The sequence below is a fragment of the Reyranella humidisoli genome (assembly GCF_019039055.1).
Classification (GTDB): domain Bacteria; phylum Pseudomonadota; class Alphaproteobacteria; order Reyranellales; family Reyranellaceae; genus Reyranella; species Reyranella humidisoli.
Genome location: NZ_JAHOPB010000001.1, coordinates 886,132 through 911,970 on the forward strand (window position 1 = coordinate 886,132; position 25,839 = coordinate 911,970).

Sequence of the window (25,839 nt, forward strand, 5' to 3'; positions counted from 1 at the left end):
GGCCACACCATGAAGATCGTCATTGCCGGCGCCGGGATCGGCGGATTGACCGCCGCGATGTGCCTGCATCGCGCAGGTCACGACGTGCATGTGTTCGAGGCCGTGTCGGAGATGCGGCCGCTGGGCGTGGGAATCAACATCCAGGCTGGTGCCGTCCGCATCCTGTGTAACCTGGGGCTCGAACCGGCGCTCGCCGCCACGGCCATCGAGACGCGGGAGCTGCGCTACGCCAACCGCCATGGGCAGACGATCTGGGCCGACCCGCGAGGTCGTCATGCCGGCCTGCCCTGGCCGCAATTCTCGATCCATCGCGGCGAGCTGCAGATGATCCTGCTGGACGCCGCGAAGGCGATGCTGGGCGCGGACCGCATCCGCCTCGGCCGGCGCATCGCACGTTTCGCGCAGCATCACGGCAAGGTCTCCGCACACTTCGTCGATCGCGACGGCATGCCTGTCGAAAACGCCGAGGCCGACCTCCTGATCGGCGCCGACGGCATCCACTCCGCGGTGCGTGCGCATTTCTATCCCGACGAAGGCCCGCCCAAGTGGCAGGGCATCCTGATGTGGCGCGGCGTCACCGTGGGCAAGCCCTATTTGGGCGGCAACACGATGGTCCAGGCGGGCCATCACAATCAGAAATTCGTCTGCTACCCGATCAGCCGTGCCCATGCCGAGCGTGGCGAGGCGCTGATCAACTGGATCTGCGACCTCCACATGGGCGACGGCGCGTTGCCGTCCCGCGAGGACTGGAACAAGCCGGGACGGCTGGAAGACTTCCTGCCGCGCTTCGCCGACTGGAACTTCGGCTGGCTCGACGTGCCCGAGGTAATCCGCACCGCGCACACGATCCTCGAATTCCCCATGATCGACCGCGATCCGCTGCCGCGCTGGAGCCACGGGCGGATCACGCTGCTGGGCGATGCGGCGCACCCCATGTATCCGATCGGCTCGAACGGCGCCTCGCAGGCGATCCTCGACGGCGAGGCGATCACGCAAGAGCTTGCCGTGGGCGACGATCCCGAGAAGGCGCTGCGCCGCTACGAGGAGCGGCGCCTGCCGCCGACCGCGCGGATCGTCGAGAGCAACCGGCGCAAGGGCATCGACGTGATGCTCGACATCGTCGAGCAGCGCGCGCCCCAGGGCTTCACCGACCTCGAAAGCGTGCTGCCGGCGGATGAACTCGAAAAGATCGTCGGCGACTACAAGAAGCTCGTGACCCAGGATCGCGAGACGCTTCTGAAACTGGCTGCCGCCCCGCCGTGAGGGGCACAAAAGAAAACCGGCCCCTCTCGGGACCGGCCGTGGCAGCGGTTTAAACCGACCATCACATCGCCGGCCGCTACCGAGGAAGAATATGCCCGAGTGCGATGACAGAATTATGGCTTTCCCATCAACTCTTCCATTCCTCTCCCCCGTTGGGGGAAGAGGTCGGGCGAGGGGGAATCGACGTGCGTAACCCCCTCACCCATCCTCTTCCCCCAGCGGGGGAGAGGAGAAAGAGGAAAACGGCATGAGTCTCGCGCGGGCCATCGCGACGGTCGGCGGCTTCACGCTGCTCAGCCGCGTCGTGGGCTTCGTGCGCGATATCGTGCTGTCGGCGGTGCTGGGTTCCGGGGCGGTGGCGGACGCTTTCTTCGTCGCGTTCAAGCTGCCGAACTTCTTCCGCCGCCTGTTCGCCGAGGGCGCTTTCTCCGCCGCCTTCGTGCCACTGTTCGCGCGCGAGCTGCAGGGCGGCGGCCGCGCGGAGGCGATGGCCTTTGCGCGGCAGGCGCAGGCCGCGCTGCTGCTGGTACTGATCCCCTTCACCGCGATCCTGATCGTGGCGATGCCCTGGGTGATGGCACTGCTGGCGCCGGGCATGCGCGACGACCTGCCGACCTTCGCCATGGCCGTCGAGTTCGGCCGCATCACCTTTCCCTATCTCCTCTTCATCTCGCTCGCCTCGCTCTATGGCGGCGTGCTGAACAGCATCGATCGCTTCGCGCATGTCGCCGCGACGCCGGTGCTGCTGAACCTCACTCTGATCGCCGCCGTGCTGGGGCTGACGCCTCTGCTGCCCAACGCGGGCTATGCCGCCTCGATCGGCGTGGCGATCGCGGGCGTCCTGCAATGGGTCTGGCTGCTGGTCGCCTGCGCGCGCGACGAGGTCGGCATGGCGCTGGTGCGGCCGCGCTGGACACCGCGGGTGGCGCGCCTGGTGAAGCTCGCGACGCCGGTGGCGATCGGCGGCGGCGTGCAACAGATCAGCGTCGTACTCGACGTGGTCTGGGCGTCGCTGCTCCCCGTCGGCACGATCTCGGCGCTCTACTATGCCGACCGAATCGCGCAATTGCCGCTGGGCGTCGTCGGCATCGCCATCGGCACGGCGCTGCTGCCACTGCTGGCGCGCGAGCTGCGCGACGGCAACACGCAGTCGGCCATGACCAATCAGAACCGCGCCCTCGAATTCGGCCTGCTGTTCAGCCTGCCGGCCGCGGTCGCCTTGTGGTTTCTGGCCGATCCGATCATCCGCGTGCTGTTCGAGCGCGGTCGCTTCACCTCCGAGGACACCTGGCGCACGGCCGGTGCGCTGGCCGCCTTCGCGGTCGGCCTGCCGGCCTTCGTGCTGGTGAAGGCGCTGGCCCCCGGCTTCTTCGCCCGCGAGGACACGCGGACGCCGCTCTACATCGCGCTGGCGGCGATCACGGCCAATATCCTGCTCAACGTCTATTTCCTGTTCGCCACGACACTGGCCCATGTCGGCATCGCGCTCGCTTCCTCGCTCTCGGGCTGGCTGAACGCGGCGCTGCTGGCGATCGTGCTGGGACGGCGGGAGCAGTGGATACCGGACGGACGTCTGGTCTCGCGGGCGGTCCGCATTGCCGGCGCGACGGCGGGCATGGGTGTCGCGCTGTGGCTCGGCCTCCTCTGGCTGGCCAAACCACTGTCGCGCGCCGACGTCGAGGGTGGCATCGCGCTCGCGGGAATCTGCCTGATCGGCATGGTCGTCTATGCCGTGCTCGGCGCGGCGCTCGGCGTCGTGAGGATCTCGGAACTGCGCTATGTGATGCGCCGCCCGCCGGGCGTCAGGTCAGCCGACCCAGGCGAACAACCGTAACGCCGGGCCGCAGCGGGCGGCTCGACGAGGGCATTACCAGCACGCAATCGTCGTAGGGCGTGGTCACCGGCTCGTCGTCGTCGTGGCCCAGCACGGTGCCCGCCTTGGCGATCACGTCCTGGCCCTCGAAGCGTTGCGCCGGCGTGAAGTTGCCGCGCTTGGTCGCCACGGCATGAGTCACCTCGACGACGCGCTGGCTCGAAGGCGTCGGCTGGCGCCAGCCGGCGGGCAGGTCGCCCTCCTCCAGAACACCCGTCTCGACGAGGAAGCGGGCCGTCACGTCCTTGGCCACGACGACCGAGGAGGCCCGCCAGTGCTGACCGGTCTCGATCAGCAGCGCGTTCTTCGGGCTCTCCGGGTCGCCGAACCCACCATAGTCGCGCATGCGCATGCCCGCGGCGTGGCCGGCATCGCGCACGATGTCGACCGGCGTGCCGATCTTCTTTGCAAAGGCGACGCCCTTGTCGAGCGGGCCCGACAGCATCAGCGGCACGCAATCGTCATGCATGGAATGAAGGTCGAGCAGCAGGTCGGCGCGCTCGACGAACGGCTTCAGCACCTGCGCCCGCTTCGTCTCGACCGTCGTCGCGGGCTCGTCGACGCGGCCCCAGACGCGGTTGAAGTCCTCGTCGACAAGGCGCGACTTGAACGGCGTCCGGCGATCGAACGAGTGATAGGCCTCGATGTTGTTGAAGGAGAGGATCAGCGTCCCCTTGCGCGGCTTCACGCCGGCGGTCAGCAGCGCATCGACCACGATGGCGCCCGAGACTTCGTTGCCATGCGTCAGCGAGGCGACCATCACCGTCGGCCCGGGCTTGCCGCTCTCCAGGACGTGAATGTAGGGCGCGGCGCCCTTCTCCCATTTGCGCAGGTCGGGGAAGGCGAATTCGATCGGCGGGGTATCGGACATGTTCTTGACCATCAGCAGTTTGTGCCGATCCTTCGCATGCTAGTTTGTCGCGGACAAGGAGAAGCCAATGGCGCGCAGCCGGTATCGCTGGTTCATCGTCTTCCTGCTGTTCGCGATCACCGTCGTGAACTACATCGACCGGGCGGCCCTCTCCTACGCCATCCCCCTGATCCAGCGGGACCTCGGCCTCTCGCCGGAGGCAACGGGCGCCATCCTCGGCGCGTTCGGCCTGGGTTATGCCGTGACGACCCTGATCGGCGGCTTCGCCGTGGATCGCTACGGCGCGCGGCTGGTTCTCACCGTTGCAGCCGTGCTGTGGAGTCTGTCCATCGGCGCAACCGCGCTCGCGACCAGCGTTACCATCCTCTATGCCGCCCGTGTGCTGCTGGGCGTCTCGGAAGGCCCCAACTTCCCGGCGCTCACCGGGGCGGTCAGCCACTGGCTGTCGCCGCACGAGCGGGCGACGGCACTGGCCAACGCCCTGCTGGCGGTGCCGCTGGCGCTGGCCATTGGCGGTCCCCTGGTGACTCAGCTTCTCGGGTGGCTGGACTGGCGGCTCACCTTCGGCGTGCTGTTCGTCCTGTCTGCCGCCTGGATTCCCCTCTGGTACTTCTGCTTCCGGGACGACCCGTCGCAATCGCGCTTCGTGAACGCGGACGAACTCGCGCATATCCGCAAGGTCGATCCCGGCGTCACCGCGGCGCCGCACGCGGTGCTGAAATCCTGGCCGGAGCCCGGCGTCCTCAAGGCGCTGCTGACCAATCGCACGCTGCTCGCCAACACCTGGGCCTTCTTCGTCTTCGGCTATTTCCTGTTCTTCTTCATGAGCTGGCTGCCGAGCTATCTCGAGCGCAAGTACGGGCTGAACCTGGCGGCCGTCGGGCTTTTCTCGGTGCTGCCCTGGCTGTCCGCCGCCTTCCTGCTGTGGGCCATGGGCCGCTGGTCGGACCATCTGCTCAAGACCACCGGCAGCATGCGGATCTCGCGGTCCTGGCTGATCGCCGGGAGCCAGTTCGTGGCCGCTCTTGCCGTCATCCCGGTTGCCCTCACCGACAATCTCACCGTGGCGATCGCCGGCATCACCGTAGCCGTCGCATCGTCGATGGGCGCCAACGCCGCCTACTATGCAGTGAACGTGGACATCGTGCCCGAGCGTGCCGCCACGGCGCTGGGCATCATGGATTTCGCCTTCGCCATCGCGGGCTTCCTCGCGCCGGCGATCACCGGCTGGGTGCTGAACCTCCGCGGCTCGTTCGCCGACGGCTTCCTGCTGATGACGGTGCTTGCCCTCTCCTCGGTGCTGGTGGTCCTGCTGTTCCACCATCCCGACCGGGATCGCGAAAAGGCCGCCTGACGATCAGCCGTCGAGGTACCAGTTCGCGATATCCCAGGTGTTGTTGTCCCAGCCGCTGATCTCGGCGACCAGCCTGTTGTTCATGGCGACGGCGCTGGGTCGCATCACCAGCGGAATGGTGACCTGGTTGTTGACGACCAGCTCGTTGCATTTGATCAGCATCGCCGCGCGCTTCACCGGGTCGAGTTCGACCTGGGCCGCCTTGTGGGTGTCGTCGTACTCCTGGTTCTGCCAGCGCGTGACGTTGCGGCCCTGCCACTTGTTCTCCTTGGTGGCAACCTCCCACGAGCAGAACTGACGCAGGAAGGTCTCGGGGTCGGGCGCTTCCATGCCGTTGCTGTATTCCTGAAGGTCGGCATAAAACTTGGTGTAGGTGTCGGGATTGGCGACATCGGACGAAAAGAACACCGACGATGTCACCGACTTCAGGTCCATCTCGATGCCCGCCTTCTGGGCCGCCTGCTTGATGATCGCCTGCGTCTTCTGCCGCGGCTGGTTGATCGAGGTCTGGTAGACGAACTTCAGCCGCTTGCCGTCCTTGGCGCGAATGCCATCCGCTCCACGGACCCAGCCGGCCTTGTCGAGAAGCGCGTTGGCCTTGTCGACGTTGAACTCGAATGTTGTGGTCTTCGAGCGGAAACGCTCGGGATTATTGATGTAGTTGGCCGTGGCGATGCCGATGCGGCCGTAGATGTGATCCTGGATCGACTTCTTGTCGACCAGCAGCGAGATCGCCTGGCGCACGGCGGGGTCGGACAGGCTCGGATGCTTCGTCTTCAGGCTGGAGCGCTCGCCGTCGACTTCCGTCCACGGGTCGGTGTTGTTGAGCTGCATGTGCTCGATGCCGCCGCCCGGCGTGATGACGATCTTTCCCTTGCCGCCCTTCTCCATGCGCACGAGGATCTCGTCCTCGACCTGCATGTTCCAGGCGAAGTGGAACTCGCCGGTCTGCAGCACCGCGCGCGCCGCCGAGACCGCGTCGCCGCCGCCCTTCATCTCGACGGCGTCGAAGTAGGGCCGGTTGGGCACATGGTAGTCGAGGTTGATCTCGCCGGTGACGAGATCGCCTGGCTTGAAGTCCTTGAACTTGTAGGGGCCGGTGCCGATCGGCTTGAGGTTGGTGGGTGCGTCGCGCGATTTCGCGCCGACATACTCGCCGAACAGATGCTTCGGAATGATGCAGCCCATCCACCCGACGAAGGTGTCCGCCCAAAAGGGTGTGGCCTGCTTGAACTTCACGACCACGGTGAAGTCGTCGATCTTCTCGACCACGACATCCTTGTACGAGCCGCTGGTCACGGTCGCCGTCGCGGGGTCGTTGGAATAAGCCCATGTGAAGACGACATCGTCGGCGGTGAAGGGCTTGCCATCGTGCCACTTCACGCCCTGCTTGATCTTCCAGATCACCGATTTGCCGTCGGCGGCGAGCGAGCCGTCCTCGCGGTTCGGGATCGAAGCGGCCAGCTTGGGTCGCAGGTTGCCGTCACGGTCCCAGGCCGCCAGCGGTTCGTAGAACAGGCGCGAACCGTCCCGATCCTTGGTACCGACGGCAAAATGCGGATTGAGCAGGGTCGGGCCCTGCCACCACAGGACCTTCAGCAGGCCGCCGCCGCCGCGTTTGGTGGGTTTGTAGACCGGCGTCGACTGGGCCATCGCCACGCCGGAGACCGCGAGGAGCTGGGTCGCCATCGGTGCGGTCAGCCCCACCGTCGCCAGCCGTTGCACGAAGCGCCGGCGGGACAGGTCGCCCGCCTTCACCCGGTCGATCAAACCACGCAAGCCACGCTCGTCCATCGGATGCCTCCATCCAGAGTGTCGAAGCCGGTCCCTGACGCTCCCGCTATGTTGCAAGATGCGTGCAATTCGATCGGAGCAGCCGCGCCGGCCGCCGTCAATGCCACCGCCTTGATTATCGCGGCGGCCTGCGCGATACCCGCCCGCCCCCAGCCTTCCACCGGCGGGGTGCGCGGAGGTCCAAACCCCGCGCCATCGACCGCATACGGAGTCCACATCCATGACCGACACGACCACCGGCGCCGCCCAGGCGCCCAACCCGCACCTCGCCGCCTACAACACGCGCGGCCTCAAGGGTCGGATCCTTTCCGGGGTGCAGCCAACCGGCAATCTCCATCTCGGCAACTATCTCGGCGCCATCCGCAACTTCGCGCGCCTGCAGAACGATTACGAATGCCTCTACTGCGTGGTCGACCAGCACGCGATCACCGTATGGCAGGATCCCGCCCAGCTCGCCGCGCAGACGCGCGAGATCGCCTCGGCCTTCCTCGCGGCCGGCGTCGACGGCAACAAGCAGATCATCTTCAACCAGTCGATGGTGCCCGAGCACGCGCAGCTCGCCTGGATCTTCAACTGCGTCGCCCGCATGGGGTGGATGAGCCGCATGACGCAGTTCAAGGAGAAGGCCGGCAAGGACCGCGAGAACGTCTCGCTGGGCCTGTTCGCCTATCCGGCGCTGATGGCCGCCGACATCCTGATCTACAAGGCTACGCACGTGCCGGTCGGCGAGGACCAGAAGCAGCATCTCGAGCTGACGCGCGACATCGCCATCAAGTTCAACAACGATTTCAGCCAGCCCGACTTCTTCCCGATCACCGAGCCGCTGATCTTCGGTGCGGCGACGCGCGTCATGAGCCTGCGCGACGGCACCAAGAAGATGAGCAAGTCCGACCCGTCGGACTATTCACGCATCAACCTCACCGACGACGCCGATGCGATCGCCCAGAAGATCCGCCGGGCCAAGACCGATCCGCTGCCGATGCCGGACACGCTAGAGGATGCGGAGAAGCGGCCCGACGCCGACAACCTGCTGGGCATCTATGCCGCCCTCGCCGACCAGGAGAAGGACGCCGTCGTCGCCCAGTTCGCCGGCAGGCAGTTCTCCGAGTTCAAGACGGCGCTGACCGAACTCGCCGTCGCCAAGCTCGGCCCGATCGGCGCGGAGATGCAGCGGCTGATGAAGGATCCGGGCCATGTCGACGGCGTGCTGCGCAACGGCGCCCAGCGCGCCCGTGCCATCGCCGCGCCGATCCTCGACGAGGTTTATCGGACGGTGGGATTCCTCAGGCCGTAAGCCTCAGCCTTCCATGCGCGTGAGGGCCCACTTCACCGTGGTGCCCTCCGGCGGGACCTGGCCGACCAGCACGATCTGCTCGGTGCGGCGCACGCGGCCCTCTTCGCCGAGATAGATGCTCTCGGCGAGGCCGATGCCGGCGCCGGTCGCGCGCAGGCGCCAGCCGCGGCCGCTCGGCAGGCGCATCAGCACCGCCTGGCCGCTCTGGGCGAGGGTGGCCTTCACCGTCGGATGCAGGTGGAAGCGCACGATGTAGCGCTGGTCCGGCACCGTCACGGGGCGGCCCTCGTAGCCCAGGAACGAGTCTTCGCCGCGCAGGTCGCCGCCGTCGGGCGAGAGCCAGAGGCGACGGCGGTGGATGATGCCATAGAGCGAGCGATAGCCGTCGTGGCACATGTCGAGCCATTGCGCGCCGCCATCGTCGGCGCGATCGATCAGCACGTTGCCAGCGCGATATTCGAGCGCGCCATGATTGGTGATCTCGGTCGAGTTCACGTCGTCGACCACCGCCGTCGAATGCGCGGCGGTGAAGCGCATGAAATGCTGCCAGTCGCGCGGAGCCCCCGGATAGGTGCCGCAGTTCACGATCAGCCGCTCGTGCGCCGCGCTCATCTCGAAGCTCAGCGTGCCAGCGTGCGCGATGCCGTCCATCCCGCGCCCCGGCGGGCTCCCGGCATCGGCGATCACCAGCGAGGTACCGGCCGACAGCCGCTGGAAACCGCTCGCCAGTGCCATGGTCGGCGCGACTTCGCCCGAACCCGAGCGCGCCAGCACGAGGTCGATCAGGCGGCGGTCGCCTTCCCAGGTGCCGTTGAACAGCGACAGGCCGCCGTCGCCGTGGCGGAAGAAGCGCAGCATCGGCGCCATGCGATCGATCGCGGCAACCAGTTCGGCGGGCGCCCGGCGTTCGGCCGAGGCCAGCGCCGCGCGCACGTCGATCAGGTGGCGCAGCACCGCGAGTTGCAGGTGGGGCGCGCGTTCGGAAACGATGCCGTCGTGCAGCACGTAGCGCTTCACGAACTTCGCCAGCCGCGACAGCGACTGGTCGAGGCTCTTCTCGAAGTGCTTGCCGTCACGGATGAAGGCCAGGTCGGCGAAGATCAGCGCCTTGTAGACGGCGACGGCCTCGTGGCCGACCATGCCGCGGCGCGCGACGCGGCGCAGATGGACGCGCTGGCGGCCTAGCGAGAAGACGAAACGCGCGGCGAAGCCGGGGTCGGCCGCCGAGGCCAGCCATTCGTAGTGGCGGATCCAGGCGACCATGCGGGCCGCGAGCACGTCGCGCTTCCACGTCACCGGCGACCAGCGCCATTCGCGATTGGTCCAGTCGTCGACCAGCTTGGCGGCCAGCATCGCGCCGTGCGGGTCGCCATTGTCGCGCAGGTCGCGCAGCCAGGCGAAGCCGTTAAGCGCATCGAGCCAGAGCGGGGCGGCGCCGGGGCGCTGCCAGGGGGGATCGTCCGATTCGGGCAGGACCGTCCCGACGCTGCCGGCGGCGGCAAATTCACCGGCCTGGAGCAACCGCTGGCCCAGCACCGGATCGCCCGGCCAGGAATCGGAGGCGACCGCGAAGAAGCTACGCGGCGTGTTGTAGCCCAGCGTGAGCGAATAGAGGGAGGAGCCGAGGAGCCAGCGTCCGAATGCCTGCCGCTCCCGCTTCGCGGCCGCGGAGGGGCGTGCCGGCACCGAGCGGATCGGCCGGGCTCCGGAAACCAAAGGCTCACCGGGCCGTCTTGTGTCAGAGGCGACCAGCGTCATCGTTTCTGTTCTTTGGCCCGGGAGGCTCGAGCGGCCGGGCGGTGGAGGGGTTTTTTTGTATTTTAGCCCAGTCGGAGCCCGGTGGCGATGGGCAGCAGGGCCCGCGACCAGCCCTTGAACCGCAGATCACGCACACCAGATTCATTCCAAGGGAACGCCCGAACGGGGTTCCCGGCCACTCGCTCCACGGAGGAGGGTTACATGAGTCGCGTAACGATGTTCAATTCGCCCTTGTTACTGGGCTTCGACCAGCTCGAGCGGACGCTCGACCGGCTGGCCAAGAACGCCGAGGGCTATCCCCCCTACAATATCGAGCGGATCGGCGAGAACGGACTGCGAATCACGCTTGCGGTTGCCGGCTTCACCAGCGACGGCCTGACGATCGAACTGGTCGAGAATCAGCTCACGGTGCGCGGCAAGCAGACTGACGACAGCGACCGGATTTATCTCCATCGCGGCATAGCGGCCCGCCAGTTCCAGAAGGCGTTCATGCTCGCCGACGGGATCGAGGTGGTCGGTGCCCGGCTCGACAACGGCCTTTTGTCGATCGACCTGGTCCGGCCCGTCGTGGAGCCCCGAATTCGAACCATTCGCATCGATGCTGGCCAGGCGGCCGGTGCTGCGGATCAGACGATCGATATTACCGCGCGTCGCAGCCGTTGAGGCGGAGCGCGTTGATGCTGCCAAGGAGGTAGCCATGGAAAACAATGTTCTGAGCTTCACGCCGCTCGCCGACGAGGCTTTCCTCAGCCTGGGCGCGGAGCAGATCGCCTACGTGAAGGCCATCAACCTGCCCGACGGCGCCCATGCGGTCGGCATTTTCTCGGCGGACGGCAAACCGATGGCGTCGGTGCCTTCAATCGAGATCGCGCAGGCGCTCATCCGCCAGCACGAGCTGGAGCCCGCGCTGGTCCACTGAGGAAAAGTCGGCGGAAAGCGGTTCAGGCCGCGCTTTGGGTCTGGACCGTCTCGATGAGCAGCGCATACAGCGCCTCGGCATTCTCGGTCGCGCGCAGCTTCTCGACGAGGCTGCGATCACGCAGCAGACGTGAAACGCGGGCCAGCGCCTTCAAATGGTCGGCGCCGGCACCTTCCGGCGTGACCAGCAGGAACACGATGTCCACGGGCCGCTCGTCGATCGCATCGAAGTCGACGGGATGCGCCAGGCGGGCAAACAGGCCGAGCGGCCGGGTCATGGTCGAGAGCCGCCCATGCGGGATCGCGATGCCGCCACCGATACCGGTCGACCCGAGGCGTTCGCGCTCGAGCAGACGGTCGAACAGCCTGCGCTCGTCGATCTGGAAGAGACCGGCCGCGCGGCTGGCGATCTCGGCCAGCAGCGCCTTCTTGCCGGTCGCCTTGGCGCTGGCCAGAACGGCATCCGGGCCGGTCAGCAAATCGGCGATTTCCACAATGTCACCAATGGGTTAGCAAGCGCGAACTTGAATCCGCCCTGCGAGGGGTGCGCCCCTATAAGCGCCTCCCCCGACCGGGTCAAGCCATCGCTCGGCAGCACGGGTGAGCCCGCCGCGCGTGGCGTGTCAGTCGGCCGGACCGGTCATCGCCTCGATGGCGACGGCGGCGGACGAGAGGCCCGGCATCGGGCGGTTCATCCCGAGGCGGCCCAGTCGGCGGCGCTCAGCCGACGAGGGGATGCGCATGGCTTCGCGATACTTGGCGACCGTGCGTCGCGCGATCTCGACGCCCTCGCCCTTCAGCAGATCGACGATGCGATCGTCGCTGAGCGGCTGGTGCGCATTCTCGCCGCCAACCAGGTGACGGATGCGCGAGCGCACCGACTCAGAGGAGACGACCACGCCCGGCGTGCGCGCCGGCAGGGACGAGGTGAAGAAATATTTCAGCTCGAAGATGCCCCGCGGCGTGTTGATGTACTTGTTCGAGGTGACGCGGCTCACCGTGCTCTCGTGCAGCTCGGTGGCGATGGCGATGTCGCGCAGCACCAGCGGCTTCAGCGCGCTGACGCCGTGGCGGAAGAAGCCGTCCTGCTGGCGCACGATCTCGCGCGCAACCTTGAGGATCGTGGTGGCGCGCTGCTCCAGTGTCTTCACCAGCCAGTTGGCCGACTGGAAACGCTCGGCGACGAAATCGCGATCGGGCTTGGCGCGCGCGCCCTTCATGAGCGTGGCGTGATAGTTGCGGTCGACCAGGACCTTGGGCAGCGCATCGGTGTTGAGTTCGATGTGCCAACCGTCCTCGCCGGTCTCGGGATCCTTGGCCGGCGTCAGATAGAGGTCGGGCTGCACGGGCTGGATCGGTTCGAAATCGAAGGCCTGGCCGGGGCGCGGATCGAGCGTGCGCAGCTCGGAGAGCATGTCGCGCAGGTCCTCGTCGTCGACGCCGCAGCGGCGGCGGAGCTGGCCGAGTTCGCCGGCAGCGACGAGTTCCAGATTGTCGAGCAGGGCCTTCATCGCCGGATCGAGCCGGTTGCGCTCGGCGAGCTGGGCGCCCAGGCATTCGGCGACGGTGCGCGAGAACAGACCGGCCGGCTCCATCTGGCGCAGGCGCGCCCAGATCTTCTCGACCAGCGCGATATCGGTCGCGACGGCTTCGGCCACCGCCGCCGCCTCGAGACGGCAGTAGCCGGCCTCGTCGAGCCCTTCGGCGATCTTCAGGGCGATGCGGCGTTCGGCCGGGTCCTCGAACATGAGTTCGAGCTGCTCCAGTACATGGACGGCCATCGACCGCGGACGCTCGGCCACGAAATCGAGGGCGTCGGGCGCATCCTCGCGCTGGCCGACGCGGCTGGCCGATGCATCGCCGCCGCGATCGGCGTGTTCGCGGGTCCAGCGATCGTCGGCGTCCGCGAGGGCCGGCGCCGCGGCCTGCAGGGCTTCGGCGGTGTCGCGGGGCGCTTCGACGGGAGGCGCCTCGTATTCGGCGGCGGCGCCATCGTCCGCGGCGCCCTCGGACAGCAATGGGTTCTTTTCCAGCTCCTGCTGGATGAAAGCCGCAAGCTCCAGATGCGAAAACTGCAGCAGCTTGATGGCCTGCTGGAGCTGGGGCGTCATCGCCAGGGTCTGGCGCGACGCAAGAATGAGACTCGGACCGATACGCATGTCACCCCGCCCCGAAGGTCGTTGGACCTCCCCGATGGGCAGTCTTATGCAAAAACCATGCCAATGTCAGCATGGTTCATCTTATCAGTGAGCGAAAATATCCGTTTCGGGCCAGCCGGCGACGTCCAGGCGCGCGCGGGTGGGCAAGAACCGGAAGGCGGCGTCCGCCAGTTCGCGACGGCCCTCGCGCTCGAGAAGCGCGTCCAGTCGGGCTTTCAGCGCGTGCAAATGCAGCACGTCGGAAGCGGCATAGGCAAGCTGCTCGTCGGTCAGGCTGTCGGCACCCCAGTCGGAGGTCTGCTGCTGCTTGGACAGGTCGACGCCCAGCAGCTCGCGACACAGGTCCTTGAGGCCGAAACGATCGGTGAAGGTGCGCACCAGCTTGGCCGCGATCTTGGTGCAGTAGACCGGCTCGCAGCGCACGCCCAGCGAATGCTCCAGAACGGCAATGTCGAAACGGCCGAAATGAAAGAGTTTCAGCACCTTAGGATCGGCGATCAGGGCGGCCAGCCGCGGCGCCTTGGCCGCGCCTTTGGGCGCCCCACGCGGGATCTGGACCAGATGGGCGTTGCCGTCGCCGCCCGAGAGCTGGACCAGGCAGAGCCGGTCGCGATGGGGGTTGAGACCCATGGTCTCGGTATCGATGGCCACGACGGACCCAAACGAAACGTCCGCGGGAAGATCGCCGCGGTGAAGGCTGATCGCCATTAGGGGGTGCTCCGACTGACCTGCATGGTGCCCAGGAGAAGACTCGAACTTCCACGCCTCGCGGCGCTAGTACCTGAAACTAGTGCGTCTACCAATTCCGCCACCTGGGCACGGCATGCGGTCTAGTGCGGGCGCTGAGTTAGGGCTGTGCCGCCCGGATGTCAACCGCGCTGCGCTCCCCAAGGTCACGCCAGGGCGCTACACCCCTTGCGCCGTCGTGGCTTTGGGCTATAGGCAGCTTCCATGAACATCAAGCAGGTCACGGTCTTTGGTGGCAGCGGCTTCGTCGGCCGCGCCATCGTACGAGCGCTCGCGCAGCAGGGCTATCAGGTCCGCGTGGCCTGCCGGCGCATCGAACTGGCGGAACGCATCAAGACGGCCGGCGATGTCGGCCAGATTACCATTATGCGAACCAATTTGCGCGTGCCCGCGTCCGTGGCGGCAGCCATCGCCGGCAGCCACGCCGTGGTCAATGCCTCGGGCATCGCCTTCCAGCGCGGCCGGCAGAATTACCGGAGCGTCCATGTCGACGGCGCCAGGGCGATCGCGGAAGCCGCGAAGGCCGCCGGGGTGCAGCGCCTCGTGCACATGTCGGGGATCGGCGCGGACCAGCGCAATTCGACCAACAAGTACATTCGCTCCAAGGTCGACGCCGAGGATGCGATCGTCGCGGGCTTCACCGACGCCACGATCCTGCGGCCCAGCGTGATCTTCGGGCCCGAGGACGCGATGTTCAACCGCATGGCCCAGATCGCGGCCAAGGCTCCATTCGTGCCCGTGGTTGGCAACGGATCGGCCAAGGTCCAGCCGGTCTATGTCGGCGATGTCGGCAGCGCCGTCGTGGCCGTGCTGGCGCGACCCGACACCGCCAAGACGGTTTTCGAGCTGGGCGGCCCGCACGTCTACACCTATCGCGAGATCGCGGCGCTGGTGCTGCGCGAGATCGATCGCAACAAGCGGATCGTCGGCGTGCCGGCCGGCCTGATGCGGGTGGCCGGCTTCTTCGCGGAATTCCTGCCGGTGCCGCCGCTGACGCACGACCAGGTGGATCTGCTGATCACCGACAACGTCGCCCGCCCCGGCGCGCCCGGCCTTGCCGCCCTCGGCATCGAGCCGACCGCCGCCGAGGCCATCCTGCCGATGTACCTCGACCGCTATCGCGTCGGCGGTCGCTACAACCTGCACGCCCCGGCCTAAGCACCCCAAATCACGGCGTCACAAGCGGCCATTATGCTCGCCTGAATCATATAGTCCGAAATCGGTAATATATTTTGAGAAATAGATCCTCATCGGGGTGTTCAAAATAGTAATGGGACCGCCCTCGTTATAATTAGGTCAGTATAGTTGACTATCGTCCATTGGCATGGTTAAACACGCCAACAAAGCAGCAAAGGCGCGATCGGCGCGCTTCTTGCGTAATAAAATTTCACAAAATATTCCGAGGAGGCCGGGGATGGCCGAGAGGATGCTGAAGTTCGTCGGAACGCCGCAAGCCATGCCCGACAAGCGGCCGGCAGCCGAGCGCCGTCGCGACTTCGACGAGATCTATCAGAGCTATGCCCAGCAGAAGGCCGGCGAACAGGCGTCCCGCTGCTCGCAGTGCGGCGTGCCCTTCTGTCAGATCCATTGCCCGCTGCACAACAACATCCCGGACTGGCTGAAGCTGACGGCCGAGGGCCGGCTCGACGAGGCCTATGAACTCTCCTCGGCGACCAACAACTTCCCGGAGATCTGCGGCCGCATCTGCCCCCAGGACCGGCTGTGCGAGGGCAACTGCGTCATCGAGAAGGGCTTCGAAGCGGTCACCATCGGTTCGGTCGAGAAGTACATCACCGACACCGCATGGGAGCGCGGCTGGGTGAAGCCGATCCAGCCGCGGCGCGAGCGGCCCGAAAGCGTCGGCATCGTCGGCGCCGGTCCCGCCGGTCTGGCGGCCGCCGAGCAGCTTCGACGCAAGGGCTACCAGGTCGCGATCTACGATCGCTACGATCGGGTCGGCGGCCTGCTGATCTACGGCATCCCGAACTTCAAGCTCGAGAAGGAGATCGTGCAGCGCCGCGAGACGCTGTTGCGCGACTCCAAGGTGACCTTCCATCTGAACTGCGAAGTCGGCCGCGACGTCACGCTGGAGGAATTGCGCGCACGCCACGGCGCGGTCCTGATCGCAACGGGCGTCTACAAGGCGCGCGACATCGCGGCTCCCGGCGTCGGCCTCGCGGGCATCGCGCCGGCGCTCGACTATCTCACGGCTTCGAACCGCCAGGGTCTGGGCGACACCGTGCCTGCGTTCGAGTCGGGCGTGCTGAACGCGGCGGGCAAGAACGTCGTGGTGATCGGCGGCGGCGACACGGCGATGGATTGCGTGCGCACGGCGGTGCGCCAGGGCGCCAAGTCTGTGAAGTGCCTCTATCGCCGTGACCGCGCCAACATGCCGGGCTCGCAGCGCGAGGTGAAGCACGCCGAGGAGGAAGGCGTCGAGTTCGTGTGGCTGGCCGCACCGCAGGCCTTCCTCGGCAACGAAAAGGTGAGCCACGTCCGCACCGTGCGCATCCATCTCGGCATGCCCGACGCCTCGGGCCGCCAGACACCGCAGGAGATTCCCAACAGCCATATCAACATCGAGGCCGATCTCGTGCTGATGGCGCTGGGCTTCGATCCCGAGGACCTGCCGGCCGCGATGAACGCGCCGGACCTCGGCGTAACCGGCTGGAACACGCTCAAGATCGACTGGAAGAGCATGATGACGAGCCTCGACGGCGTGTTCGCCGCCGGCGACATCGTGCGCGGCGCGTCCCTCGTCGTGTGGGCGGTGCGCGACGGGCGCGATGCCGCGGAGCGCATCCACACCCATCTGACCACCAAGGCGCTGGCCGCCCAGCGCATCGCGGCCGAGTGAGGATCCGATGCTCAAGGTTTACGACTTCACCGGATCGGGCAACGGCTACAAGGTCTGGCTGCTGCTGTCGCAGCTCGGCGTGCCATTCGAGCGCATCGAGCGCGACATCCTGAAGGGCGAGACGCGCACCCAGGAGTTCCTGAAGAAGAACCCGAACGGCCGCATCCCGACCCTCGAACTCGCGGACGGTACCTTCCTCTTCGAGTCGGGCGCGATCGTCTGGTATCTCGCCGAGGGCACTGAATTCGCGCCGAAGGACCGGCTGGCGCGCGCGCAGACGCTGCAGTGGATGTTCTTCGAGCAGTACAGCCACGAACCCTATATCGCCGTCGCGCGCTTCTGGAAGCACTTCCTCGACAGGCTCACGCCGCAGCAGGAAGCCAACCTGCCCGACATCATGAAGAAGGGCTATGCCGCGCTCGACGTGATGGAGAAGCATCTCGCGACGCGGCAGTTCTTCGTCGACGACCGCTACGGCCTCGCCGACATCGCGCTCTATGCCTACACACATGTCGCCGACGAGGGTGGGTTCGACCTGTCGGATTACCCGAACCTCACGGCCTGGCTCGCGCGCGTGAAGGCGCAGCCCGGCCATGTCGCGATCGACCACAAGTTCTAACCAAGGGAGAAGAAGAAGATGCCGATGATCAACGTCCAGATGTTCGAGGGCCGCACCATCGAGCAGCGCCGTGCGCTGGCGAAAGAGCTGACCGAAGGCACCTGCCGCGCGCTGGGCTGCACGCCGGACGCCGTGCAGATCGTCCTGACCGACATCAAGAAAGAGAACTGGGCCGAGGCCGGCAAGCTGTTCTCAGACACGTAGCAACATGACCCCTCCGCCCGCGTAAGACGCGGGCACCTCCCCCGCTGACGGGGGAGGAAAGCTTCCTCCCCATTCAAATGGGGAGGTGGCGCGAAGCGCCGGAGGGGTCAGGAGCCAAAGGAAGATCGTCCCATGTCCACCCTTCCCTTCGATGCCGAGCAGTTCGTCCGCGACTACAAGAGCGGCACCGAGAAGCTCACCGCCGCCTACGGCTACAACCCCGCCGAGGGACTCGATTCCTGCGGCGTCGGTCTCGTGGTCGCGCTGGACGGCAAGCGACGCCGCGACGTCGTGGCGGCGGGTATCGATGCCCTGAAGGCTGTGTGGCACCGCGGCGCCGTCGACGCCGACGGCAAGACGGGCGACGGCGCAGGTCTCCACGTCGAGATCCCGCAGGACTTCTTCAAGGAATATATCCGCGACGCCAGCGGCGAGCTCCCGCAGGTCGGACGCATCGCGGTCGGCATGGTGTTCCTGCCGCGCACCGACCTCGGCGCGCAGGAGCGCTGCCGCACCATCGTCGAGACCGAGATCCTGCGCTTCGGCCACACGATCCTGGGCTGGCGCCAGGTGCCGGTCGACATCTCGGTCATCGGCGCCAAGGCCAACGAGACCCGGCCCGAGATCGAGCAGATCCTGATCGGCCGCGGCGATGCGAGGCTCGACAACCGCGAGTTCGAGAAGCAGCTCTACATCCTGCGCCGTCGCATGGAGAAGGCCGCGCTCGCCGAGAACATCGCCGAGTTCTACGTCTGCTCGCTCTCCTGCCGGTCGGTCGTCTACAAGGGCATGTTCCTCGCAGAGCACCTGTCGACCTTCTATCCCGACCTGCTCGACGAGCGCTTCACCTCGCGCTTCGCGATCTTCCACCAACGCTACTCGACCAACACCTTCCCGCAATGGAAGCTGGCGCAGCCCTTCCGCGTGCTCGCCCACAACGGCGAGATCAACACCATCCTGGGCAACGTCAACTGGATGAAGAGCCATGAGGCACGGCTCGAGCACGAGACCTTCGGCCGCTTCATCGAGGACCTGAAGCCGATCGTGCAGCCCGGCGCGTCGGATTCGTCGGCGCTCGACAACGTCTTCGAGCTGCTGGTGCGCGGCCATCGCAACCTGCCGATGGTCAAGACGATGATGATTCCCGAGGCCTCGGCCACGAACCCCAACGTGCCGGCCGATCATCGCGCCATGTACAACTACGTGAACGGCGTCATGGAGCCGTGGGACGGGCCGGCCGCCATCGCCGCCGTCGCCGGCAAGTGGGCGCTGGTCGGGCTCGACCGCAACGGCCTGCGGCCGATGCGCTACGTCATGACGTCGGAAAACCTGCTGATCGCCGGCTCCGAGGCCGGCATGGTGCCGCAGGACGAGGCCAAGATCGTCGAGAAGGGCCGCCTCGGCCCCGGCGAGATGCTGGCCGTCGATATGGACCAGCCCCGGGTCTACAAGGACCGCGAGCTGAAGGACATGCTGGCGGCGACGCACGACTATGCGAGCTGGACCGAGCGCACGGTCGAGCTCGATTCGCTGATCCGCCAGGATGCGCCGGCCACCGAGCACTTCCCGGCCGACGAATTGCGCCGCCGCCAGTTCGCGGCGGGCTGGTCGATCGAGGACCTCGAGACGATCCTCCATCCCATGGTCGAGGACGCCAAGGAGGCTGTCGGCTCGATGGGCGACGACGCGCCGCTCGCTGTACTGAGCGACACCTATCGCGGCATGCACCATTACTTCCGGCAGAACTTCAGCCAGGTGACGAACCCGCCGATCGACTCCTTGCGCGAGCGCAACGTGATGACGATCCGCACCCGGCTGGGCAATCTCGGCAACATCCTCGACGAGACGCCCGACCAGAGCGAGATGCTGTCGCTGCAGTCGCCGATCGTGCTCAACGCCGAGTTCGAGGCGATGCGCAAGTACATGGGCGACACGGTCGCGCGCATCGACTGCACCTTCGATCCGAAAGGCGGCCTCGATGCGATGCGCCAGTCGTTCGAGCGCATCTGCAAGGAGGCCGAGGACGCCGTGCGCAGCGGCTGCCTGCACATCGTCCTGACCGACGCCAACATCGACTCCGAACGCGCCGCCCTGCCGATGATCCTGGCGGCCGGCGCCGTGCACTCCTATCTGGTGCGCCAGTCGCTGCGGACCTTCACGTCGCTGAACGTGCGCTCGGGCGAGTGCCTCGACGTGCACTATGCCGCCGTCATAATCGGCGTCGGCGCGACGACGGTGAATCCCTACCTCGCCGAGGAGACGATCGCGGCCCGCCATGCGCGCGGCCTGTTCGGCAAGCAGTCGCTCGGCCAGTGTCTTGCCAACTTCAAGAAGGCGCTGGACGAGGGCCTGCTCAAGGTGATGTCCAAGATGGGCATCTCGGTCCTGTCGTCCTATCGCGGCGGCTGCAACTTCGAGGCGGTCGGCCTGTCGCGCTCGCTGGTCGCCGAGTTCTTCCCCGGCATGCCGTCGCGCATCTCCGGCATCGGCCTGCGCGGCGTGCAGGCCAAGATCGCCGAGCAGCACGCCCGCGCCTTCGACGAGGACGTGATCGCGCTGCCCATCGGCGGATTCTACAAGGCCCGCCGCGGCGGCGACCGCCACAACTTCGAGGGCGCGCTGATCCACATGCTGCAGGATGCGGTGAACACCGAATCCTATGCGAAGTACCGCAAGTACAGCGAGGCGGTGCGTCGCCAGCCGCCGATCAACCTGCGTGACCTGCTCGACTTCAAGACCGACCGTGCGCCGATCGCGCTCGACGACGTCGAGTCGATCACCGAGCTGCGCAAGCGCCTGGTGGCGCCCGGCATCTCGCTGGGCGCGCTGGGACCGGAAGCGCACGAGACGCTGTCGATCGCCATGAACCGCATCGGCGCCAAGTCCGACTCGGGCGAAGGCGGCGAGGATTCCGCGCGCTACAAGCCGCGGCCGAACGGCGACAATGCCTCGTCGGCCATCAAGCAGGTCGCGTCGGGCCGCTTCGGCGTCACCGCCGAGTACCTGAACAACTGCCGCGAGCTCGAGATCAAGGTGGCCCAGGGCGCCAAGCCCGGCGAGGGCGGGCAATTGCCTGGCCTCAAGGTCACGGAGATGATCGCGAAGCTGCGTCACTCGACGCCCGGCGTCACGCTGATCAGCCCGCCGCCGCATCACGACATCTACTCGATCGAGGATCTGGCGCAGCTCATCTACGACCTGAAGCAGATCAACCCCGAGGCACGCGTGACCGTGAAGCTGGTCGCGCGCTCCGGCATCGGCACGATCGCGGCCGGCGTGGCCAAGGCCAAGGCCGACGTGATCCTGGTGTCGGGCCACAACGGCGGCACCGGCGCCTCGCCCCAGACCAGCATCAAGTATGCCGGCATCCCCTGGGAAATGGGCCTGTCGGAGACGCACCAGGTCCTGACCTTGAACCGGCTGCGCGACAAGGTGCTGCTGCGCACCGACGGCGGCATCAAGACCGGCCGCGACGTGGTGATCGCCGCGATGCTCGGCGCCGAGGAGTACGGCCTCGGCACCGCCTCGCTGATTGCCATGGGCTGCATCATGGTACGGCAGTGCCATTCCAACACCTGTCCGGTGGGCGTCTGCACGCAGGACCCGAAGCTGCGGGAGAAGTTCGAGGGCTCGCCGGAGAAGGTGGTGAACCTGTTCAGCTTCGTGGCCGAGGAGGTGCGCGAGATCCTGGCGCAGCTCGGCTACAAGTCGCTGCTCGAGATCGTCGGCCGCTCCGATCTTCTCAAGCAGGTGAGCCGCGGCGGACGCTATCTCGACGATCTCGACCTGAACCCGCTGCTGACGCGGGCCGATGGCGGCCACGAGGCCGTGCACTGCACGGTCGAGGGCCGCAACGAGGTGCCCGACACGCTCGACGCCCAGATGCTGCGCGATGTGCAGCCGCTCTTCACGCATCGCGAGAAGATGCAGCTCCAGTACAGCGTGCGGAACACCCATCGCGCCGTGGGCACGCGCCTCTCGGCGATGATCACGCGCAAGTACGGCATGACGGGACTTCAGCCGGACACCGTGACCGTGCGCCTGCGCGGCACGGCTGGCCAATCGCTCGGCGCCTTCGCCGTGCAGGGCATGAAGCTCGAAGTGTTCGGCGACGCCAACGACTATGTCGGCAAGGGATTGAGCGGCGGCACCATCGTGGTGAAGCCGACCATCTCCAGCCCGCTGGTGCCGGAAGCCAACGCCATCATCGGCAACACGGTTCTGTACGGCGCGACGGCCGGCAAGCTGTTCGCCTCGGGCCGCGCCGGCGAGCGCTTCGCCGTGCGCAACTCGGGCGCCGACGCGGTGGTCGAGGGGCTGGGCTCCAACGGCTGCGAATACATGACCGGCGGCACCGCGGTGATCCTGGGACCGATCGGCGTTAACTTCGGCGCCGGCATGACCGGCGGCATGGCGTTCCTCTACGACCCGGAAGACGCCTTCAAGCTGAAGGTCAATCCCGAGACGGTGACGTGGCAGCGTATCGACCATCCGCACTGGGAGGCCGTGCTGAAGGCACAGGTCGCAGAGCATGTCGCGGAGACCAAGTCGCCGCTGGGCGCGCGCCTGCTCAACGACTGGAACCGCCAGCTCGAACACTTCTGGCAGGTCGTGCCGAAGGAAATGCTGACGCGCCTGCCGCAGCCGCTCACCGTCGCGCAGGAGAAGCGCGCCTAGGCTCGACGAAGGATTTGACCTCTCCGCCCCTGCGGGGCACCTCCCCATCTGAATGGGGAGGAACGAAGAACCTTTGCCTCCCCATTCAAATGGGGAGGTGGCCGAAGGCCGGAGGGGTCAAAGGGACGAACGCAGTATCAGCCGACGCGCCGGGCAATGAATAGTTGCGCGCCAAGCGCGCACCACAGGAGGAAACGTCCATGAGCGACGCGCGGCCCTCGCGCGTGGCCTGGCTGCAGCTCGGCCTCGTCGTCGTGCTGTTCGGCCTCGCCTGGCCGGTCATCAAGATCGGCCTCAGCGCCGGCACGCCGATCTGGTTGGCGGCGGCGCGCGCCACGCTGTCGGCCGCGACCGCCTTCGTGCTGGTCGCGGCGCTGAAGCGGCTCGCCTGGCCGGGCCGCGCCGACTGGCCGATCATCCTCTCGGTCGGCGCGCTGCAACTCACCTGCTTCTTCGCCTTCGCCAATCTCGGCGTGCAGATCGTGCCGCCGGGCCGCTCGGGCGTGCTGGCCTACACGACCATGCTCTGGATGGTGCCGCTCTCCTGGATGATCGGCGAGAAGGTCGGCCGCCGCGGCTTCGCGGGTGCCGCGCTGGGTGTCGCCGGCATCGTCGTGCTGGTCGATCCGGTGCGCTTCGACTGGAACGATCGCCGGGTGATGCTGGGCCATGCCTGGCTGCTGGCCGCGGGCTTCACCTGGGCGCTCGCCATCCTGCACGCGCGCCGCCATTCCTGGCGCATGCCACCGCTCGACGTGCTGCCGTGGCAGATGGGCGTCGCGACCGTGCTGCTCTGGATCCTGGCGTTCACGCTCGAACCGACCGGCCATCTCGACCTGCAGCAACCCTCGCTGTGGATCGCGCTGCTCTATCTCGGCGTGCTGGCCGGTCCGACCGCGACCTGGGCCGCCGTCTCGGTGGCCCGCGCCCTGCCACCGGTCACCGGCTCGCTCGGCATGCTGGGCGTTCCGCTGCTCGCCATCGCCAGTTCGATCGTGCTGGTCGGCGAGCCCGTGACCTGGCCGCTGGCGATCGGCACCGCGCTGGTGATCGCGGGAATTGCCATCGTGATCCTGGACAGGAACAATTGAGCCCATGTCCCTGATCGAAATCGAACGGCGCGACGCCGTCGCCATCGTCCGCTTCAACAACCCGCCCAAGGGCTACATGAACGCCGCGATGGTCGGCGAGCTCGACGAGGCGGTCGACCGCCTGCTGACCGACGAGGCCGTGCGTGTGCTGGTGTTCACCGGCGCGCTGAAAGGCGTGTTCATCGAGCATTACGACGTCTCGGAACTGCTCGGCCTCTCGGAGAAGCTGCGCGCCAAGGGCGCGAGCTTCTCGCTCGACCGGCTCTCACCCGAGAGCACCTATCACAGGATCCTGACGCGGCTCGAAGCGGCGCCCAAGCCGGTGATCGCCGCCATCAACGGCACGGCGATGGGCGGCGGCTTCGAATTCTGTATGGCCTGCGACATCCGCCTCGCCGAGCGCGGGCCCTATTGGCTGGGCCAGCCCGAGATCAACATCGGCATCCTGGCCGGGGCCGGCGGGACGCAGCGCCTCGCCCGGCTGGTCGGCGAGGCCCGCGCCCTCGAATTGTCGCTGATGGGCCGCACGGTGTCGCCCGACGAAGCCGCGTCCCTCGGCATGGTTCATGCAGCGGTGGACGGGCCGGTGCTCGACCACGCGCTGGCGATGGCGCAGCGGCTGGCGACGCAACCGCCCAAGGCGGTGGCACACATCAAGCGGCTGGTCCGCTCGGCGGCTGAAACGCCTTTGTCACAAGGTCTGGCCCACGAGCGGACGCTGTTCATGGACCTCGCGGTGAGCGACGATGGACACCGGTTGATGGGCGAATTCGTCACCGGAAAGCGCACGATTCGCGACTGATTGACAGGCAAGCGCCAGCCCTTCCATATGCCGACACCCCCAGAGTGATTACGGGCCCGCGAGGACGGAACACAGCGATGGCGAACAAGGTCTACAAGGATGCGAAGTCGGCCCTCGACGGCCTGCTGCGCGACGATCTGATGCTGATGTGCGGCGGCTTCGGCCTGGTCGGCATCCCCGACAAGCTGATCCGCGCGGTGCGCGACTCCGGCGTGAAGGGCCTCACCTGCGTCTCGAACAATGCCGGCATCGACGGCGCGGGCCTCGGCCTGCTGCTCGAGACCGGGCAGGTCAAGAAGATGATCAGTTCGTACGTCGGCGAGAACAAGACCTTCGCCAAGCTGTACCTCGACGGAAAGCTCGAACTCGAATTCAACCCGCAGGGCACGCTGGCCGAACGCTGCCGCGCCGGCGGCGCGGGCATCCCGGCCTTCTATACCAAGACCGGCGTCGGCACGCTGGTCGCCGAGGGCAAGGAGACCAAGGTCTTCGACGGCGAGGAATATGTGATGGAGCGCGGCCTGTTCGGCGACATCGCGCTGGTGAAGGCCTGGAAGGGCGACACTTCGGGAAACCTGATCTACCGGAAGGCCGCGCGGAACTTCAATCCGATGATGGCGACGGCCGCGAAGATGTGCGTTGCCGAAGTCGAGGAACTCGTGCCGGTCGGCGAGCTCGATCCCGATCACATCCACACGCCGGCGGTCTTCGTGAAGCGCATCTTCTGCGGTGCGCCCTACGACAAGCAGATCGAACAGCGCACAATCCGCAAGGCTTGAGGAGAGAACGATGGCCTGGACCCGCGATCAGATGGCGGCGCGCGCCGCCAAGGAACTGGAAGACGGCTTCTACGTGAACCTCGGCATCGGCATTCCGACCTTGGTGTCGAACTATGTGCCCGAGGATGTCGACATCACGCTGCAGAGCGAGAACGGCATGCTGGGCGTCGGCCCCTTCCCCTATGACAACGAAGTCGACGCCGACATCATCAATGCCGGCAAGCAGACCGTGACCGAGGTCAAGGGCACGTCCTACTTCAGCTCGGCCGACAGCTTCGCGATGATCCGCGGCGGCCATATCGACCTGTCCATCCTGGGCGCCATGGAAGTGGCGGAGAACGGCGACCTCGCCAACTGGATGATCCCCGGCAAGATGGTGAAGGGCATGGGCGGCGCCATGGACCTGGTCGCCGGCGTGAAGCGCGTGATCGTCACCATGGAGCATGTCTCCAAGGACGGCGCGTCGAAGCTGCTGGCCGAATGCACCCTGCCGCTCACCGGCCGGCGCGTCGTCGACATGGTGATCTCCGAACTGGGAGTCTTCAGCGTCGACAAGAAGGGCACCGGCGGCGTGACGCTGATCCAGCTCGCCGACGGCGTCACCGTCGACGAGGTCAAGGCGAAGACGAAGGCCAAGCTCTCGATCGCCGCGGGCCTGAAGGTCGCTTAAGTCCTCCTCCCCATTCACATGGGGAGGTGTCGCGCTTTGCGCGACGGAGGGGTCATGACCCCATCGCCCTCGCAAGACGAGTGCACTTCCCCTTTGCGGAGTCCGCAAA

General features: G+C 66.8%; 21 protein-coding genes and 1 tRNA gene. 15 read left to right on the forward strand and 7 right to left on the reverse strand.

Translation table 11 applies throughout. The features are described 5' to 3' along the window. Positions 1 to 9: 9 nt before the first annotated feature. Positions 10 to 1,263 carry a flavin-dependent oxidoreductase gene (locus KQ910_RS04390; RefSeq protein ID WP_216957257.1) on the forward strand — a complete coding sequence of 418 codons (1,254 nt, stop codon included), beginning with the start codon at positions 10 to 12 and terminating at the stop codon, positions 1,261 to 1,263. Between the two features lie 247 nt (positions 1,264 to 1,510). Further along, positions 1,511 to 3,097 (forward strand): murein biosynthesis integral membrane protein MurJ, encoded by a 1,587-nt coding sequence (murJ, locus tag KQ910_RS04395; protein ID WP_216957258.1) that lies wholly within the window; start codon positions 1,511 to 1,513, stop codon positions 3,095 to 3,097. Here the strand turns inward: murJ and KQ910_RS04400 are convergent. Next, positions 3,066 to 4,007, reverse strand: a complete 942-nt coding sequence (locus KQ910_RS04400) for a M14 family metallopeptidase (protein WP_216957259.1) — start codon at positions 4,005 to 4,007, stop codon at positions 3,066 to 3,068. The two genes, murJ and KQ910_RS04400, sit on opposite strands and share 32 nt — an antisense overlap. 67 nt (positions 4,008 to 4,074) lie before the next feature. Between KQ910_RS04400 and KQ910_RS04405 the strand changes: the two genes are divergently transcribed. Next, positions 4,075 to 5,361, forward strand: coding sequence for an MFS transporter (locus KQ910_RS04405; RefSeq protein WP_216957260.1), 1,287 nt, complete (start codon positions 4,075 to 4,077; stop codon positions 5,359 to 5,361). Between the two features lie 3 nt (positions 5,362 to 5,364). Here the strand turns inward: KQ910_RS04405 and KQ910_RS04410 are convergent, their stop codons facing one another. Then, a complete protein-coding gene (locus KQ910_RS04410; protein ID WP_216957261.1) occupies positions 5,365 to 7,155 on the reverse strand; it encodes a peptide ABC transporter substrate-binding protein in 1,791 nt (596 codons plus the stop codon). Between the two features lie 220 nt (positions 7,156 to 7,375). Here KQ910_RS04410 and trpS point away from each other — a divergent pair, with 220 nt between their 5' ends. Continuing rightward, positions 7,376 to 8,449, forward strand: coding sequence for a tryptophan--tRNA ligase (gene trpS / locus KQ910_RS04415; protein ID WP_216957262.1), 1,074 nt, complete (start codon positions 7,376 to 7,378; stop codon positions 8,447 to 8,449). A 3-nt stretch (positions 8,450 to 8,452) separates the two neighbouring features. Here the strand turns inward: trpS and KQ910_RS27130 are convergent, their stop codons facing one another. Continuing rightward, positions 8,453 to 10,135 (reverse strand): heparinase II/III family protein, encoded by a 1,683-nt coding sequence (locus tag KQ910_RS27130; protein ID WP_216957263.1) that lies wholly within the window; start codon positions 10,133 to 10,135, stop codon positions 8,453 to 8,455. A gap of 273 nt (positions 10,136 to 10,408) precedes the next feature. Between KQ910_RS27130 and KQ910_RS04425 the strand changes: the two genes are divergently transcribed. Then, positions 10,409 to 10,870, forward strand: a complete 462-nt coding sequence (locus KQ910_RS04425; RefSeq protein ID WP_216957264.1) for an Hsp20 family protein — start codon at positions 10,409 to 10,411, stop codon at positions 10,868 to 10,870. A gap of 34 nt (positions 10,871 to 10,904) precedes the next feature. Then, positions 10,905 to 11,126, forward strand: coding sequence for a DUF1150 family protein (locus KQ910_RS04430; protein ID WP_068188221.1), 222 nt, complete (start codon positions 10,905 to 10,907; stop codon positions 11,124 to 11,126). Between the two features lie 22 nt (positions 11,127 to 11,148). On the opposite strand, the gene KQ910_RS04435 is transcribed toward KQ910_RS04430, so the two are convergent. The 4 genes from KQ910_RS04435 to KQ910_RS04450 all read right to left on the reverse strand — a co-directional run bounded on the left by KQ910_RS04435 (position 11,149) and on the right by KQ910_RS04450 (position 14,102). Continuing rightward, positions 11,149 to 11,619 carry a PTS sugar transporter subunit IIA gene (locus KQ910_RS04435; RefSeq protein WP_216957265.1) on the reverse strand — a complete coding sequence of 157 codons (471 nt, stop codon included), beginning with the start codon at positions 11,617 to 11,619 and terminating at the stop codon, positions 11,149 to 11,151. Between the two features lie 129 nt (positions 11,620 to 11,748). Next, positions 11,749 to 13,284, reverse strand: coding sequence for an RNA polymerase factor sigma-54 (gene rpoN, locus KQ910_RS04440; protein WP_216957266.1), 1,536 nt, complete (start codon positions 13,282 to 13,284; stop codon positions 11,749 to 11,751). 84 nt (positions 13,285 to 13,368) lie between these two features. Beyond that, positions 13,369 to 13,992: a ribonuclease D gene (locus KQ910_RS04445; protein ID WP_216957267.1), complete on the reverse strand. Its 624-nt coding sequence runs from the start codon at positions 13,990 to 13,992 to the stop codon at positions 13,369 to 13,371. 25 nt (positions 13,993 to 14,017) lie between these two features. After that, positions 14,018 to 14,102, reverse strand: a tRNA-Leu gene (locus KQ910_RS04450). Positions 14,103 to 14,235: 133 nt separating this feature from the next. On the opposite strand from KQ910_RS04450, the gene KQ910_RS04455 reads away from it, so the two are divergent. The 9 genes from KQ910_RS04455 to KQ910_RS04495 all read left to right on the forward strand — a co-directional run bounded on the left by KQ910_RS04455 (position 14,236) and on the right by KQ910_RS04495 (position 25,730). Then, the gene (locus tag KQ910_RS04455; protein WP_216957268.1) at positions 14,236 to 15,189 is read left to right on the forward strand and encodes a complex I NDUFA9 subunit family protein; all 954 of its coding nucleotides are present in this window, start codon (positions 14,236 to 14,238) and stop codon (positions 15,187 to 15,189) included. 256 nt (positions 15,190 to 15,445) lie between these two features. Continuing rightward, positions 15,446 to 16,888, forward strand: a complete 1,443-nt coding sequence (locus KQ910_RS04460) for an NAD(P)-dependent oxidoreductase (RefSeq protein WP_216957269.1) — start codon at positions 15,446 to 15,448, stop codon at positions 16,886 to 16,888. 7 nt (positions 16,889 to 16,895) lie between these two features. Next, positions 16,896 to 17,507 (forward strand): glutathione S-transferase family protein, encoded by a 612-nt coding sequence (locus KQ910_RS04465; RefSeq protein ID WP_216957270.1) that lies wholly within the window; start codon positions 16,896 to 16,898, stop codon positions 17,505 to 17,507. Positions 17,508 to 17,525: 18 nt separating this feature from the next. Continuing rightward, entirely contained in the window at positions 17,526 to 17,711 is a 186-nt protein-coding gene (locus KQ910_RS04470; protein WP_068191259.1) for a 4-oxalocrotonate tautomerase, read from the forward strand. A gap of 132 nt (positions 17,712 to 17,843) precedes the next feature. After that, positions 17,844 to 22,388, forward strand: coding sequence for a glutamate synthase large subunit (gene gltB / locus KQ910_RS04475; RefSeq protein ID WP_216957271.1), 4,545 nt, complete (start codon positions 17,844 to 17,846; stop codon positions 22,386 to 22,388). A gap of 200 nt (positions 22,389 to 22,588) precedes the next feature. After that, entirely contained in the window at positions 22,589 to 23,479 is an 891-nt protein-coding gene (locus KQ910_RS04480; RefSeq protein ID WP_216957272.1) for a DMT family transporter, read from the forward strand. 4 nt (positions 23,480 to 23,483) lie between these two features. Beyond that, positions 23,484 to 24,281, forward strand: a complete 798-nt coding sequence (locus KQ910_RS04485; protein WP_216957273.1) for an enoyl-CoA hydratase/isomerase family protein — start codon at positions 23,484 to 23,486, stop codon at positions 24,279 to 24,281. Positions 24,282 to 24,358: 77 nt separating this feature from the next. Further along, positions 24,359 to 25,060, forward strand: coding sequence for a CoA transferase subunit A (locus tag KQ910_RS04490; RefSeq protein WP_068195336.1), 702 nt, complete (start codon positions 24,359 to 24,361; stop codon positions 25,058 to 25,060). Between the two features lie 10 nt (positions 25,061 to 25,070). Continuing rightward, positions 25,071 to 25,730 (forward strand): CoA transferase subunit B, encoded by a 660-nt coding sequence (locus KQ910_RS04495; protein WP_216957274.1) that lies wholly within the window; start codon positions 25,071 to 25,073, stop codon positions 25,728 to 25,730. Positions 25,731 to 25,839: the final 109 nt, after the last annotated feature.